This window comes from Tateyamaria sp. GN1-10, from assembly GCF_055693845.1.
The window spans coordinates 2,034,739-2,049,894 of record NZ_JBVFUR010000004.1; the positions used below are offsets into that span (position 1 = coordinate 2,034,739).

General features: G+C 60.5%; 16 protein-coding genes and 1 pseudogene. 14 read left to right on the top strand and 3 right to left on the bottom strand.

Annotated features, from left to right (window positions below):
* The first annotated feature begins 126 nt into the window (after positions 1-126).
* From ACZ1HN_RS11870 to der, 3 genes are all read left to right on the top strand, one after another.
* The gene (locus ACZ1HN_RS11870; protein ID WP_299206761.1) at positions 127-798 is read left to right on the top strand and encodes a hypothetical protein; all 672 of its coding nucleotides are present in this window, start codon (positions 127-129) and stop codon (positions 796-798) included.
* A gap of 32 nt (positions 799-830) precedes the next feature.
* A complete protein-coding gene (locus ACZ1HN_RS11875; RefSeq protein ID WP_472727648.1) occupies positions 831-2,159 on the top strand; it encodes an outer membrane protein assembly factor BamB family protein in 1,329 nt (442 codons plus the stop codon).
* Positions 2,160-2,233: 74 nt separating this feature from the next.
* A complete protein-coding gene (gene der, locus ACZ1HN_RS11880; protein WP_472727649.1) occupies positions 2,234-3,691 on the top strand; it encodes a ribosome biogenesis GTPase Der in 1,458 nt (485 codons plus the stop codon).
* Between the two features lie 60 nt (positions 3,692-3,751).
* Here the strand turns inward: der and ACZ1HN_RS11885 are convergent, their stop codons facing one another.
* A complete protein-coding gene (locus tag ACZ1HN_RS11885) occupies positions 3,752-4,447 on the bottom strand; it encodes a hypothetical protein (protein WP_472727650.1) in 696 nt (231 codons plus the stop codon).
* Between the two features lie 90 nt (positions 4,448-4,537).
* Here ACZ1HN_RS11885 and ACZ1HN_RS11890 point away from each other — a divergent pair, with 90 nt between their 5' ends.
* Complete coding sequence (locus ACZ1HN_RS11890) at positions 4,538-5,611, top strand: DUF2235 domain-containing protein (RefSeq protein ID WP_472727651.1); 1,074 nt, start codon at positions 4,538-4,540, stop codon at positions 5,609-5,611.
* Here ACZ1HN_RS11890 and serS read toward each other — a convergent pair.
* Together serS and ACZ1HN_RS11900 are read right to left on the bottom strand one after the other, a co-directional pair.
* Complete coding sequence (gene serS / locus ACZ1HN_RS11895; RefSeq protein ID WP_472727652.1) at positions 5,608-6,900, bottom strand: serine--tRNA ligase; 1,293 nt, start codon at positions 6,898-6,900, stop codon at positions 5,608-5,610. The two genes, ACZ1HN_RS11890 and serS, sit on opposite strands and share 4 nt — an antisense overlap.
* A gap of 178 nt (positions 6,901-7,078) precedes the next feature.
* Positions 7,079-7,801 (bottom strand): trypsin-like serine peptidase, encoded by a 723-nt coding sequence (locus ACZ1HN_RS11900; RefSeq protein ID WP_472727653.1) that lies wholly within the window; start codon positions 7,799-7,801, stop codon positions 7,079-7,081.
* A gap of 153 nt (positions 7,802-7,954) precedes the next feature.
* Between ACZ1HN_RS11900 and yajC the strand changes: the two genes are divergently transcribed.
* From yajC to ACZ1HN_RS11950, 10 genes and pseudogenes are all read left to right on the top strand, one after another.
* The gene (gene yajC, locus ACZ1HN_RS11905; RefSeq protein WP_299206748.1) at positions 7,955-8,233 is read left to right on the top strand and encodes a preprotein translocase subunit YajC; all 279 of its coding nucleotides are present in this window, start codon (positions 7,955-7,957) and stop codon (positions 8,231-8,233) included.
* Positions 8,233-9,897, top strand: coding sequence for a protein translocase subunit SecD (secD, locus tag ACZ1HN_RS11910; protein ID WP_472727654.1), 1,665 nt, complete (start codon positions 8,233-8,235; stop codon positions 9,895-9,897). Before yajC ends, secD begins: the two co-directional genes overlap by 1 nt.
* Position 9,898: 1 nt before the next feature.
* Complete coding sequence (gene secF / locus ACZ1HN_RS11915; RefSeq protein ID WP_472727655.1) at positions 9,899-11,077, top strand: protein translocase subunit SecF; 1,179 nt, start codon at positions 9,899-9,901, stop codon at positions 11,075-11,077.
* 70 nt (positions 11,078-11,147) lie between these two features.
* Entirely contained in the window at positions 11,148-11,918 is a 771-nt protein-coding gene (locus tag ACZ1HN_RS11920) for a TSUP family transporter (protein WP_472727656.1), read from the top strand.
* A complete protein-coding gene (locus ACZ1HN_RS11925) occupies positions 11,908-12,261 on the top strand; it encodes an Mth938-like domain-containing protein (RefSeq protein ID WP_472727657.1) in 354 nt (117 codons plus the stop codon). The genes ACZ1HN_RS11920 and ACZ1HN_RS11925 overlap by 11 nt, the downstream gene beginning before the upstream one ends.
* A 115-nt stretch (positions 12,262-12,376) precedes the next feature.
* A pseudogene (gene ccmA / locus ACZ1HN_RS11930) lies at positions 12,377-12,990 on the top strand (heme ABC exporter ATP-binding protein CcmA).
* Positions 12,987-13,643, top strand: coding sequence for a heme exporter protein CcmB (ccmB, locus tag ACZ1HN_RS11935; RefSeq protein WP_472727658.1), 657 nt, complete (start codon positions 12,987-12,989; stop codon positions 13,641-13,643). The pseudogene ccmA and the gene ccmB overlap by 4 nt, the downstream one beginning before the upstream one ends.
* 47 nt (positions 13,644-13,690) lie before the next feature.
* A complete protein-coding gene (locus tag ACZ1HN_RS11940) occupies positions 13,691-14,443 on the top strand; it encodes a heme ABC transporter permease (RefSeq protein ID WP_472727659.1) in 753 nt (250 codons plus the stop codon).
* Entirely contained in the window at positions 14,443-14,598 is a 156-nt protein-coding gene (gene ccmD / locus ACZ1HN_RS11945; RefSeq protein WP_299206732.1) for a heme exporter protein CcmD, read from the top strand. The genes ACZ1HN_RS11940 and ccmD overlap by 1 nt, the downstream gene beginning before the upstream one ends.
* Positions 14,591-15,130 (top strand): DsbE family thiol:disulfide interchange protein, encoded by a 540-nt coding sequence (locus tag ACZ1HN_RS11950; protein ID WP_299206731.1) that lies wholly within the window; start codon positions 14,591-14,593, stop codon positions 15,128-15,130. The genes ccmD and ACZ1HN_RS11950 overlap by 8 nt, the downstream gene beginning before the upstream one ends.
* The last annotated feature ends 26 nt before the right edge of the window (positions 15,131-15,156 follow it).

Consider the following 15,156-nt stretch of genomic DNA (forward strand, 5'->3'; position numbering starts at 1 on the left):
GATGCCCAATTGACGCAGTGCAAGCAGCGGATGCATGCTCTTGGCTTGGGCGCGGCATCCCTGTAAGACGGCTCGGAAAACAAGGGTGAGGCGGAGCCAATCCGCCACGATATTGGGAGCGCGGGCGTGAGTGATACCGACAGCTTTATTGACGAAGTCACCGAAGAGGTGCGTCGCGACCGATTGTATGGCTATGTGCGTCGCTATGGCTGGATTGCAGCCATCGTGATTGTGGGCATCGTTGGTGCTGCGGGTTTCAATGAATACCGCCGGGCGCAGGCAGAATCCAACGCACAAGCGCTGGGTGACGCAATGCTGGCCGCATTGGCATCAAACGAAGATGACGCGCGCGCCGACGCACTGACCGGGGTTACGGCCGACACAGCAGAAGGCGCCGCGATTCTCGCTTTCATGACAGCAGGTGCGCAGTCGCAAGCAGGTCGCGCAGACGATGCGATCCAGACCTTGCAACCTATTGCACAATCGCCCGAGCTGCCGCTGATCTATCGCCAGATCGCCACGTTCAAATCGCTGATGTTGCAAAGTGAAACGCAGGATGCAGATACGCGTCGTCAGGGGTTCGAGGCATTGGCCGTTCCGGGCGTTCGTATGCGCCTTCTGGCCGAAGAACAGCTTGCGCTGATCGATATCGAAACCGGCAACCCGGATGCGGCCATCGCCCGCTTCCAGTCCATCATGGATGATGCCGAGGCGACCCCGGGCTTGCAACGTCGTGCCCTACAGGCAATGGTGGCGCTGGGCGGCGCGCCAGAAGCCACAGAGACCGCTGGAGAATAAGCAAGATGGGCCGGACGATGGGGGATTTGGGTATGGTTTGGAACACCCGTAAACGTATCCTGTTGGCAACCGTGGCGCTGACGATTGTTGCGGCCTGTTCCGAGCGGGAGATCATTCTGCCGGGCAAGCGCGAACCTGTGACCGCAGTTTTGACGGCCGATACCGCCGAAGCTGAGGCTTTGACAGATGCTGCGCGCGACATCGCCCTTCCGCCACAAGTGGCAAACACCGATGCGGCACAAAGCTTTGGCACACCTGCATTTCGAACCGATCACCCGCAGCTGGGTCAAACACTGACGCCGATCTGGTCCGTGGATATTGGCGCGGGCGACAGCCGCAAACACCGCATCGTTGCCGACCCTGTCGTCTCGGGCGGGCGTGTGTTCACACTTGATGCCGAAACGACGGTTACGGCGGTGTCCACGTCTGGCCAGGTGCTGTGGCAACGGGACGTCCTGACGGATCGCGCCAACAGTGGCGAGGGAACGGGCGGTGGTCTTGCCGTTGATGGCAACATCCTGTTCGTTTCAAGCGGGCTGGGCACGCTGACCGCCCTCGATGTCGGAACCGGCGGCACGATTTGGGAACAGGAACTGGAAGCCATCGGCGTTGGGCGCCCAACCGCCTTTGAAAATCTCGTCTATGTCATGGCCGGGGACGACACTGGCTGGGCTTTGGAGAAAGACAGTGGCCGCATCGCGTGGCAGGTCAGCAGTTCCGAAACCCGCACAAACGTCTTGGGTGGGCCTGCGCCTATCGTGACGGATGGCCTCGCAGTGTTCTCCTTCGGTTCGGGTGAAATGCAGGCCGTGTTCCGTCAAGGTGGTCTGCGCCGCTGGGATGCATCCGTGCTGGGCGAACGTCAGGGCCGCGCTCTTGCCAAGGTGGATGATGTCACAGGCCGTCCCATTGCCAAGGATGGCGTGATCTACGCTGGTAACCAATCGGGTCGCACGGTCGCGGTGAACGCCGGATCTGGCGCGCCGATCTGGACCAGCCCGGAAGGGGCGATTGATACCGTGTTGCCCGTGGCCGGAAGCGTTTTCCTGATTTCCGACCGGAACGAGCTTGTCCGTCTGAACGCTGAAGACGGCAGTCGTGTCTGGGGCACGCGCCTGCCAAACTTCGTCAAGGATCGCCCCCTGCGGCAATCTGAAGTGTTTGCGCATCATGGACCGGTATTGGCGGGTGGCCGGTTGCTGGTCGCATCGTCAGATGACACATTGCGCAGCTTTGACCCGGTCTCTGGCGGGCTTACAGGTCGGACAGAGATTCCCGGCGGGGCAACCACGGCCCCCGTGGTGGCAGGCCAAACCCTGTACGTCGTGTCGCGCAAGGGCCAATTGCTGGCTTATCGATAAGTCAAAGTCACACCCCTTTAAGTAGGGGCGTGAATGGTCTATGTGCGCGATCTGATCTTTCGGATACAAACCTCATGACCTTGACCCTCGCCATTGTCGGACGTCCCAATGTGGGCAAGTCCACGCTGTTTAACCGCCTTGTGGGCAAACGCCTTGCCTTGGTTGACGATCAGCCCGGTGTGACCCGCGACCTGCGCGAAGGGGCCGGGCGGCTGGCTGACCTGCGCTTTACCGTCATTGATACGGCCGGGCTTGAGGAAGCGACCGACGACAGCCTGCAGGGCCGCATGCGCAGGCTGACCGAACGTGCCGTGGACATGGCCGATGTGTGCCTGTTCATGATCGACGCACGGGCCGGTGTGACGCCAACCGATGAAATCTTTGCCGACATCCTGCGCAAGCGCGCGGATCACGTGTTGCTGGCAGCCAACAAGGGGGAAGGGTCCGCAGCGGATGCGGGCGTGCTTGAGGCGTTCTCGCTCGGGCTTGGGGAACCGATCCGCCTGTCTGCTGAACACGGTGAAGGGCTGAACGATCTCTATGCCCAACTGCAACCCTTGGCGGATCTCCACGAAGAAACGAACGCCCAAGAGGCCCCGGAAACAGATGTAACCGTGGACGAGGATGAAGACGATCCCGATTACGTCCCGCAGCCCACCAACGCCAAGCCCCTGCAGGTTGCCGTTGTGGGGCGACCGAACGCGGGCAAGTCCACCTTGATCAACCAGATCGTTGGCGAAGATCGCCTGTTGACCGGCCCGGAAGCGGGGATCACCCGCGATGCGATCAGTTTGCGCACGGATTGGGACGGCACGCCCATGCGCATCTTCGATACCGCAGGCATGCGCAAGCGGGCCAAGGTGCAGGAAAAGCTGGAAAAACTGTCTGTCAGCGACGGTCTTCGCGCCGTGAAGTTTGCCGAAGTGGTGGTGGTCTTGCTTGATGCGGCCATTCCCTTTGAACAGCAGGACCTACGCATTGCCGATCTGGCTGAGCGTGAGGGGCGGGCCGTCGTTGTCGCCATTAACAAGTGGGATATCGAGGACGACAAGCAAGCCAAGCTGAAAGAACTGAAGGAGAGTTTCGAACGGCTGTTGCCGCAACTCAAAGGTGCACCGCTGGTTACCGTTTCGGCCAAAACTGGACGTGGATTGGATCGGCTGCACGGCGCCATCATGCGTGCCTACGACGTCTGGAACCGCCGTGTGCCTACGGCGGCACTGAATCGCTGGCTGACGGGTATGTTGGAACAGCACCCACCACCCGCACCCCAGGGCAAGCGGATCAAGCTGCGCTACATGACGCAGGCCAAGACCCGGCCGCCGGGGTTTGTCGTCATGTGTTCGCACCCCGACAAGGTGCCCGAAAGCTACAATCGCTACCTGGTGAATGGCTTGCGGCTGGACTTTGACATGCCCGGTACGCCAATCCGTCTGTTCATGCGCGGGCAAAATGATGCAAACCCGTACAAGGGGCGCAAGAAGGCGGGGCCGTCAAAGCTGCGCAAACACACCGAAGGGCGACGCAGCTAGTGCGTTAACCAGATTTAAAGCACCTAAAATGTTGAAAACAAAGCTGTCCCCGCGGGGACACTATGTTTTCTGTGTCGTAGACTGGATCACCGGATACACCATGATGATGGACCCAAGCAGCGCCAGTGCGCCCACAGACCGCAGGTCAAACCCGTTCTGAACTGTCACGGCTACCAAGGCCCAGATCACGGCAATGCCATAAGTTGGCGCACGACCCAGCGCGTTTTGGACTATGAATGCCAGAGCAACCGCAGTAGCCACCATCAGCCACGCAGCCGTTTGCTCGGATGTCAGTCCGTACCCTGCCAGCAGCAAGCCCAAAGCGACGCAGCTCGCCGCGCTCAACCAACCAGCGTAAAGCCCAACGGGCCAGGCGGCAGCCCAAGGATCAAGGCGAGGGCTGCGCCAAAGCGCGATCAACGCACTGACCAACATCACCCAGATCAGTATTGTTGCCCAAACCGGGCTGCGGACCGCCACTGGCAACCAGATACTGCCGACGGTCAGCGAAACGGCAAGAGGGATGCGCATCTCTGCCCAGTCTGGCGCATTCCAGCGGCGCAACACACCAAAGGCCGCGCCAATGATGAGCCAGAGATAGATCACGCCCCAAATGGCAAACGCGTACCCTTCGGGTTGTACCGGCGGATCAACCTGCGGGATCGGGAACTGATCGGCATCAAACCCCCCGAACCCCGGCACCCAAAATGGGGACGCTGCAAAGGCCAGGGCAAGGATCAACACAACCGCAGGCATGGTTTTCCACCGTTTACAAATTTCACAAGGCCGGTAACCTTGCTGTCATAGTTTAGTGCTTTCGACCGTATTTCAAGGACTTGAATAGATATGACACGCATTGCGATCTTTTGTGATGGGACATGGAACTCTCCCGATATGCAAGAACCCACCAGCGTGCACAAACTCAAACGCGCGCTTGTTAACGATCCGAGCAAGGAACAAGTGGCTGCCTATTTTGCCGGGATTGGCACTGACCGTCGGTTCGATGGCCCGGTCAAGAAGTTCCTGAACAGGTGGGGCGGCGGGGCGTTCGGCTGGGGTCTCGATGCCAAGGTCAAACAGGCCTATCAGTTTCTGGCTCAAGCCTATCAGGCAGGGGACGAAATTTATTTGTTCGGCTTTTCAAGGGGCGCATTCACAGCGCGGTCGGTCGCGGGGATGATCCGCAAGTGCGGGATCATTACCGATACAAGCACCGAGGGTGTGAATGCCGCATTCGACCTTTATCGCAAGCGGGGCAAGCGCAATCATCCGGATGCCCCTCATATCCGCGAAGCACGGCGCGCGATGTCGCCGAAATTCGGTACGTCTGTCAGTGACTTGGCATGGCGCAACGATACCTCCCGATTGGTCGAGATTTCATACCTTGGCGTCTGGGATACTGTGGGCGCGCGGGGCATTCCCCCGTCACTGCTGGGGCCGATCGCGTCCATGTGGAACAGGCAGTACAAGTTCCATGACATGGCGCTGTCCAGCCTTGTGCAATCGGCCCGGCATGCGCTGGCATTGGATGAACGGCGGGTGATGTACAGGCCTGCGAAGTGGGACAACTTGGATGGCGACAAGGGCCTGAACCACGGGGATACCGGGCCGCTGCGCCCCTATCAGCAGATTTGGTTTGTCGGCGATCATAGCATTGTGGGTGGATCGGGTGCGGCCCAACCGTTGTCGATGATTGCGCTGGATTGGGTGGTGCAGGGGGCCGGGCGTTTGACGCTTGAACCGGGCACAAGGTTTCCACCCAGCGATCCTGATCCGCTGGCGGATGTGGATATCGACACAGGTTGGTCCTTGTTGAAGAAGTGGCGCCAAGGCCCTCTTTCCAAATGGGAAATTCATGCCTCGGTCGACGAGCGCAGGCAGAAGCGGGGCGATTACCGCCCCGGCTCCTTGAAGATTTAGGCCAGCGTTCCGTCTGCTGACAACGTTGACTTGCCGCCAAGATAGGGGGTCAGCGCCGCGGGCAGAGAAACCGAACCGTCGGCCTGCTGGCCGTTTTCCAGCACGGCAATCAGGCAGCGACCCACGGCAAGGCCAGAGCCGTTAAGTGTATGAACAAAATGTGGTTTTCCGCCATCTGCAGGCTTGAACCGGGCGTTCATGCGGCGGGCCTGGAAGTCGCCGGTGGTTGAGACCGAACTGATCTCGCGATAGGTGTTCTGGCCGGGCAACCACGCCTCGATGTCGTAGGTGCGGCGTGCGCCAAAACCCATGTCACCTGTGCAGAGAACCACCGTTCTATAAGGAATTTCAAAGGCTTCAAGGATACCTTGGGCACAGCCGAGCATGCGCTGTTGTTCATCCTCGGAGGCGTCGGGATGGGTGATCGACACCATCTCGACTTTCTCAAACTGGTGTTGGCGCAGCATGCCTGCCGTGTCACGACCCGCGCTGCCCGCTTCGGAGCGGAAGCAAAGGGTGTGGGCGGTCATGCGGATGGGCAGGGCGGCTTCGTCCAGAATGTCGCCTGCGACCGTGTAGGTGAGGGGCACTTCGGAGGTGGGAACGAGCCACATGCCGTCCTCGGTCCGGTAGCTGTCTTCGCCAAATTTGGGAAGTTTATCAGTACCATACATGGCATCGTCGCGCACGAGCACGGGGCTGTTCACCTCCGTCAGACCGTTCTGATCGACATGGGTGTCGATCATGAATTGCGCCAGTGCGCGGTGGATGCGGGCGACCGATCCTTTGAGCATGACGAAGCGGCTGCCGGAGGTCTTGGCAGCGGTTTCGAAGTCCATCGAGGCCGTAACACCCGCGATATCGAAATGCTCTTTTGCGTCGAAATCAAAGTTTTGCGGGTTACCCCAACGGTGGATTTCGACGTTGTCATGCTCGTCCGCGCCGTCCGGCACGTCGCTTGCAGGCAGGTTGGCGATGCGCGCAAGGGCGTCGGTCAGCTCGGCGTTGAGCGCCTTGGCCTCCTCTTGCATCTGTGCGATTTCTGCTTTCTTTTCAGACACTAAGGCGCGGAGACGTTGAAATTCGTCCTCGTCTCCACGGCCCTTGGCGGCGCCCACTTCCTTGCTGGCCTTGTTCTGTTCGGCCTGCGCGGTTTCGGCGGCGAGGATCTTGGCCCGGCGGGCCTCGTCCAAGGCCAGAAGAGACGACGACATCGCAGCGTCCCCACGGCGCGCAAGGGCGGCGTCGAAGGCGGCGGGATTGTCGCGAATGGCGCGGATGTCGTGCATGTCTGGCCTCTGGTCTTGGTGTTTCGGTGGAGGTCATATGCCCCATCATGCGGTCCGGGAAAAGGGGGGCAAACGGGGTGTCACCCCCGGTGCAGCATCCGTACACCCCCTGTGCACCCCCATCGTGAGGGTGGGGTAAGGGGGTGTTAAGGTTTGACCATGTCCAGACGCTCGCGATTTAGGGCGATTGATTGATCGTTTCGGATGCCCATACGCCTGGCGCAACAACCAGTGCTTGTGCGCGTCCGTCGCGTTCGACGCGGGCTGAGACCACGGCTTGGACCTGCCACCCCTGAGCCGTTCGGGACAGGACGGGGCTTCCCGACAAACCAGGAATGACGAGACAGTTCAGGATACGGACAGCGCCCAGCACCTGTGTCACGGGACACTCAAACGCCGCGCTGAGCATCGCTGCGCGGGTAGATTGGTAGCCGATGATGGCGCTTGCTTCATCCAAGTGCGGGGCGTGCATCGCAATCGGGATCGGCTCAATGATCTCCGTGGGGGCTGGGCCTTGCAATTCTATGAGCGCCAGATCACCTGCCGGACCGCGCGCACTATCAGGGTGTACGTGAACGGACTTTGCACGGCCATGCCAAACGAAATCCCCCCGCAGCCAGCCGGCGACGAAATGCACATTTCCGGGTTGTTCCGGGACGCCGTCAGATTCGACCACACAATGCGCCGCAGTCAGAACCCAACGGGGAGCGATCAATGTGCCTGTGCACGCGCGCCGGATGCGAAAGCCAGCAATGTTGAGCCGCCCGATGGCGGTCCAATCAGCGTGATCTTTTTCCGGCAGCAGGGGCAAACCCGCAGTTTCTGCGCGCGCCACTGGGTCCTGCAACAGAAGAAGCACAAGAACGATTGGAAGCAAACCAAACTGTCGGACAGCCCGCATTGGCGCAGGATGGCACGGGGAATACTCAATGCAAAGCAGGTCAAAACCCGTTTTCGCAAGAGTTTCCGCCTTGCGCTGACCCGCCCCCGACCATAGGTTCTGCCAAACTCTGAAGCGGGCCTAGAATCCGCCCCAAGACCAAGGACAATTCCCATGGAAGCCATCGGCCAGTTTATTCCCCTGATCCTGATCTTTGCGATCATGTATTTCCTGCTGATCCGCCCTCAGCAAAAGAAGGTCAAAGAGCATGCCGCCATGGTGGAGCAACTGCGCCGGGGTGATCAGATCGTCACCCAAGGTGGCCTGATCGGCAAAGTGTCCAAGGTCAAGGAAGACAATGAGGTCGAGGTGGAGCTGGCCGAGGGCGTGAAAGTGCGCGTCGTCAAATCCACCATCGCGCAGGTTCTGAACAAGACCGAGCCCGCGAAGTAATGCTTCAGATCGAGAGCTGGAAACGGGTTCTGATCTGGGCGCTGTGTGCGCTTGGCCTGATCCTGGCCCTGCCGAACGGGTTTTACACCCGGGTTGAGCAGCACAATGATGCCGCACAGGCCATCGAGTTGGGCGCTGATACGCCCGCGAACCAGGAGATACTGGCGCAGTGGCCGGGCTTTATGCCGTCGGCGCTGGTGAACCTTGGTTTGGACCTGCGGGGCGGGGCGCATTTGCTGGCCGAGGTGCAGGTCGAGGATGTCTATGCCAGCCGCATGGAGGCGAGCTGGCCCGAGATCCGGGATATTCTGCGCCCTGAACGGGCAACCATTGGCACCATTCGCTTGCAGCCTTCGGCATCTGACGAGCTGCGCATTCGCATTGGCGAGCCTGCGGGCTTGCAGCGTGCCTTGCAGGTGGTGCGGACGTTGGCGCAGCCGGTGCAGACCCTGACCGGTGTGGGCGCGAATGACATCGTGGTCCGTGCTGATGGGGCGGATGTGATTGTTGTCAGCCTGAGCGACGAGGAAAAGCTGGCGAGTGACGAGCGGACGGTGCAGCAATCGCTTGAGATCGTGCGCCGCCGGATTGATGAAGCCGGGACGCGTGAGCCGACCATTCAGCGCCAGGGCAGTAACCGTATTCTTATTCAGGTGCCGGGTATCGGATCGGCGGCCGAGCTGAAGATATTGATCGGACAGACCGCGCAGCTGACCTTTAACCCCGTTGTGAACCGGACGTCGGACGAAAACGCAACCCCGGGCATTGGCAACAAGCTAGTGAAATCGCTGGACGAGCCGGGTTTGTTCTACATCATTGAAAGTGCGCCTGTGGTGACGGGTGAGGATCTGGTGGATGCGCAGCCGAGCTTTGACCAGAATGGCAGCCCCGCGGTGTCGTTCCGCTTCAATACGACCGGTGCCCGTCGCTTTGGGGACTACACGGCGGAGAATATCGGGTCGCCCTTTGCCATTGTACTGGATGACGAGGTGGTGAGCGCGCCCGTGATCCAGAGCCATATTCCGGGTGGGTCGGGGATTATCGCCGGCAACTTCAATGTCGAGGAGTCGACGAACCTTGCCATTCTGTTGCGTGCGGGGGCTTTGCCTGCGGAACTGACCTTCCTTGAGGAACGGACCATTGGGCCGGAATTGGGGCAGGACAGCATTGACGCGGGCAAGATCGCGACCATGATCGCCTTTGCCGCCGTGCTGGTGTTCATGGGACTGAGCTATGGTCTTTTTGGGCTGTTTGCCAATATCGCGCTGATCATCAACATTGGCCTGATCTTTGGTTTGCTGAGCATGATTGGGGCCACGCTGACCTTGCCGGGGATTGCGGGCATCGTGTTGACTGTCGGTATGGCGGTGGACGCCAACGTGCTGGTGTTCGAGCGGATACGCGAAGAGTTGAAATCGGCGCGGGGGCCTGCGCGGGCTATCGAGCTTGGGTACGAGAAGGCGCTGTCGGCCATTCTGGATGCCAACATCACGACTTTCATCACGGCTGTGATCCTGTTTGCCATGGGCTCTGGCCCGGTGCGCGGCTTTGCGATCACGCTGGGTCTGGGCATTTTGACGTCCGTGTTTACCGCGATCTTCGTGACGCGGCTGATGGTGGTGATGTGGTTTGAACGCCGCCGCCCCAAGACAATCGAGGTGTAAGATGCGACTGAAGCTGGTCAAACAGGGCACCAATTTCGATTTCTTCAGCCGGTGGAAGCTGTGGCTGGGTATTTCGGCACTGATGATGGTGGTTGGCTTTGCGTCCTTTGCCATTCAGGGTTTGAACTTTGGCATCGACTTTCGGGGCGGCACCACGGTGCGGACCGAAAGCACGCAGCCGGTCGACATCGGTGTGTACCGCGACGCGATGGCTGTGCTGGAGCTGGGCGATATTTCAATCACCGAGGTGTTTGACCCGACCTTTGACGCCGATCAGAACGTGGCGATGATCCGTATCCAGGCGCAAGAGGGGCAGGAGGCGGTGACGCCCGAGACCATCCGCGAGGTGCAGCATGCTCTCGGGAACGCGACGGGCAGTCGGCTCGTTCTGGACATCAGCCTGCAGTCTGGAGATGAAACCCAGCTCCCTGTACGATTTGAACAATTCGGCGGAATTCGCGACACAAGTGTGGACACACAGCGGTACCTGTTTCCGACCGGGAGTACATTTGCCATTCTTGATCAGATCAGTGACAGCGCCTCTGGCTCGGGTATCACCGTAAACAGCCTCTCTTTTTCCTATGACAAGATCACCTTCCCTTCAGTGGAATCGGTTGGCCCCAAAGTGTCAGGCGAGCTGATCCAGACGGCGGCCATTGCTGTCATTCTCGCCATCGGAGCGGTGCTGATCTACATCTGGCTGCGTTTTGAGTGGCAGTTTGCGCTGGGGGCCGTGGTGGCCCTCGTGCATGACGTCATCCTGACCATCGGGGTGTTTTCGGAACTGCAGATCAAGTTTGATCTGGCCATTATCGCGGCCCTGCTGACCATTGTGGGTTATTCGCTGAACGACACCGTTGTTGTGTTCGACCGGGTGCGGGAGAACTTGCGCAAGTACAAGAAGAAGCCGCTGAACGAGGTGCTGAACATCTCGATCAACGAGACGCTGAGCCGGACCGTCATGACCTCTGTCACCACGCTGCTGGCGCTGATTTCACTGTATGTTTTGGGTGGCGACGTGATCCGTGGGTTCGTGTTTGCGATGATCTGGGGTGTGATCGTGGGGACCTATAGCTCCGTCTTTGTCGCATCGACCATTCTGTTGTGGTTGGGCGTCAAGCGGGACTGGTCCAAACCGGATGCCAATGCTGGAAACCAGTTTGCGAATGTGGACGCTTGAAGCCTCCTTGGCTTAGTCACGTTCCCAAACTGGCCCTAGGCCCAAGCGCGCAACGCTGCGAGCGTAGGGTATGATGGCGCAACTGATCACGGAAACACTGGCGTTGCCCGGGCTGTGGTGGCTGGTGGTGGCGATCATTGCGGCGGGGCTGGTGCGTGGCTTTGCCGGGTTCGGGTCGGGCATGATCATCATGGCAGCGGCCAGTTCGGTTCTGTCGCCCTTTGCCGCCCTTGCGTTTCTTGTCGTGGTCGAGCTGTGGGGACCGTTGCCCAACCTGCGCGCCGCGTGGCGCGACGGAGATCTGAACGAAGCGAAATTCTTGTTGCTGGGCGTGGCTGTCGGTTTGCCTGTTGGGCTGTGGACCTTGTCCTTTGTCGAGCCGGAGATGTTCGGCTGGGGCGTGTCGGTCGCCATTTTGATCCTGCTGGGCGCTTTGCTGTCGGGCTGGCGCTATTCCGGGCCTATGGGGCCGCGCATGATTGCGGGGGTCGGCACCTTTGGCGGGTTTCTGGGTGGTTTGGCCGGTATTCCGGGGCCGCCGGTCATCCTGCTGTACATGGCGTCGGCCAAGGCCATCGCCGTGATCCGCGCCAACTTTCTTTTGTACCTTCTGGGCATCGATGTGATGATGCTGGGCATCTTTTTGGTGTTCGGATTGCTGGATGCGCAGGCCGTGCTGATCGGGCTTGTGCTGGTGCCGCTTTACATGCTCGCCAATGTTGCAGGCGCGTGGCTGTTTGACCCGAAGGCCGAGCGACTTTTTCGCGCCGTAGCCTATATCGTAATCGCGGTTTCCGCTATCCTTGGACTGCCGATTTGGGAGATGGGGCATGCGCCTTAACGAGATCACGTATACCGACGCCCAGCCGGTCGAGGGCTATGGCCCCGGCTTTTTCCGCATTGGCGGAAAGGTCGTAGAGGGTGGTTTGTTGACTGCGCCGACCGGGACCGGCGGTTGGGGTGGGTATGATGACCTTGAGCCGCTGCTTGACCTGGCCGGGCAGGTGGATGTCCTGTTTATGGGCACCGGGGCAGAGATTGCGCATATTCCGTCTGAGCTGCGGTCCCAATTGGAGGGGGCCGGTCTGGGGGTCGAGGTGATGTCATCCCCGTCGGCGGCACGGACCTATAACGTGCTTTTGAGTGAGGGACGGCGCATTGCGCTGGCCGTTCTGCCTGTTTGAGAGCGGAGAGGGGGCTGTCTGCCCCCAATGCTGACGCATCCCCCCGAGGATTTTTTGAAACAGGGAAGGATCGCGCGGGGTTTTGTGCTTGCGCGCAATAGGTTACGGCTGTGGCATGGAATTGAAAGTCACTGATCTGGCCGTGGGCCGTGGCGGTGTGCCGGTGCTGGCTGGTGTGTCTTTTTCCCTGCCGGGGGGCAGGCGCTGGTGTTGCGGGGGCCGAACGGGTCGGGCAAGACCACGTTGTTGCGCACCGTGGCTGGTTTGCAGGTGCCTATGGCCGGGCAGGTGCATGGGGCCGAAGACAGGATCGCCTATGCCGCCCATGCGGATGGGTTGAAGGCATCATTGACGGTGGCCGAGAACCTGCGGTTTTGGGCGTCGGTGTTTGGGCAGTCGGATATTGCACCTGCATTGGCCGCCTTTGATCTTGAGGATTTGGTGGAGCGCCGGGCTGGACAGTTGTCGGCGGGGCAGAAGCGGCGTTTGGGTCTTGCGCGGTTGATGGTGACGGGCCGTGATGTGTGGGTTCTGGATGAGCCGACGGTGTCCTTGGATGCCGCTTCGGTTGCGCTTTTTGCTGATGCGGTGCGTGGGCATTTGGCGCGCGGCGGGTCGGCGTTGATGGCGACCCATATCGATCTGGGGATCGAGGCGGAGACATTGGATGTCTCGGGCTTTCGCGCGGCGGCCGCACAGATGGCGTCGGCCGATGAGGCGTTTCTGTGAGAGCGCTGTTTTTCCGTGACCTCGCGCTGGCGCTGCGGGCTGGGGGCGGCTTTGGCCTGGGGCTGGCGTTTTTCCTGATCGTCGTCGTGTTGGTGCCGTTCAGCGTGGGGCCGCAATCGGCGTTGTTGACCCAGATTGCGCCGGGGGTGCTGTGGCTGGGTGCGTTGTTGGCGTGCCTGCTGTCGCTGGATCGGCTTTTGGCCGTGGATTGGGAGGATGGGGCGCTGGATTTGCTTGCAACATCCCCCCTGCCACTTGAGGGCATCGTTGCCGTGAAGGCGGCGGCGCATTGGGTAACCACTGGCTTGCCTTTGGTGCTGGCCGCACCCGTTTTGGGCGTGCTGTTGAACCTGGCCCCGTCGGGCTATGGTGTGCTTGTGCTGAGCCTTGCGCTTGGGACGCCTGCCTTGTCGATGATCGGGGCTTTTGGTGCGGCGTTGACCGTGGGGATCAAGCGCGGCGGGCTGCTCTTGTCACTCTTGGTGTTGCCGCTTTATGTGCCGACGCTGATCTTTGGCGCAGAGGCGGCGCGGCGGGCGGCGCACGGTCTTGATCCCAATACGCCGCTGTTTCTTTTGGCCGGGATCACCCTGGCCGTACTGGCGGCGATGCCATTTGCCGCAGGGGCTGTGCTGCGGGTGAACCTGCGGTAACGTCGTTGTCGATTGAGAAGGGACAAGCGAGGGTTTAGGAACAAGCCATGTCACTTTGGGAATATGCCAATCCGGTCAAGTTTCTGCGCCTGAGCGAACGGGTGCAGCCATGGCTGTGGGCCGGGGCCGCGATCTGTCTGGGTATAGGGCTGGTCTGGGGGTTCTTTTTCACGCCGGATGATTTCCGGCAGGGATCGACCGTCAAGATCATCTATCTGCACGTGCCATCGGCCCTGATGGCGATCAATGCGTGGTTCATGATGCTGGTGGCGTCCCTGATCTGGATTGTGCGGAGGCACCACGTGTCGGCACTGGCGGCCAAGGCGGCGGCCCCTGTGGGCATCGTGATGACGTTGATTGCGCTGTTCACCGGGGCAATCTGGGGGCAGCCGATGTGGGGGACATGGTGGGCGTGGGATCCGCGCCTGACATCCTTTCTGATCCTGTTCCTTTTCTATCTTGGCTATGTCGCCTTGTGGGAGGCGATCGAGGACCCGGATACTGCGGCGGATCTGACATCGATCCTGTGTCTGGTGGGCACCGTCTTTGCTGTGCTGAGCCGCTATGCGGTGCTGTTCTGGAACCAGGGCCTGCACCAGGGCGCGTCGCTGTCGCTGGACAAGGAAGAGAACGTGGCCGACGTGTTCTATATCCCCTTGTTGGTATGCATCGGGGGATTTGTCCTGCTGTTTCTGGCGCTGGTTCTGTACCGCACGGGGACCGAAATCCGGCTGCGTCGGACGCGGGCATTGATCGCACGGGAGGCGCGCAGCGCCGGCCTGCATGCGGAGGGGGCGTGATGCCTGATCTTGGGAAATACGCCGATGCCGTGCTGTCGGCCTATGCCGTGTCTATTGTGTTGCTGGTGGGCATCGTGGTGCTGACCCTGTGGCGAGGCCGTCGAGTGCGGGCCGAGATGGATGCGGTGGAAAAGCGGAGCGGGCGGAATGGCTAAAATCTCTCCGCTCATGCTGGCCCCCATCGGGATTTTTGCTGGCTTCGTTGCTTTGGCCGCGGTGGGGATGTTCCGGGACAACCCGGATAAATTGCCCTCGACCCGGGTGGGTGCGGTAGCGCCGCCGCTGACGGATGCGCAACTGGCGGATTACACACCCGTTGCCGAGGGAGATCTGGCGCGGGGTGAGGTAACGCTGGTGAACTTCTGGGCGTCTTGGTGCCCGCCATGCCGTGCCGAGCATCCGAAGCTGTTGGAGATGGCGGCGGACGGTATTCCGATCATTGGCGTGAATTTCCGCGATACCGAAGGGCCTGCGTCCCGGTATCTGGATGAGGATGGCAATCCTTTTGTCGCTGTGGCGTTTGATCCGGCGGCGCGATCGGCCATCGACTGGGGGGTCACGGCCCCGCCAGAGACCTTTATCCTGGACGGTGAGGGGACCGTGCTGTTCCGCTATCAGGGGCCGCTCGTGGGGTCAGACTACGAAAACCGGTTCCTGCCTGCGCTTGAGGAGGCTCAAGGGAAATAGCCCAACGCAAAACACCGCAGACGATG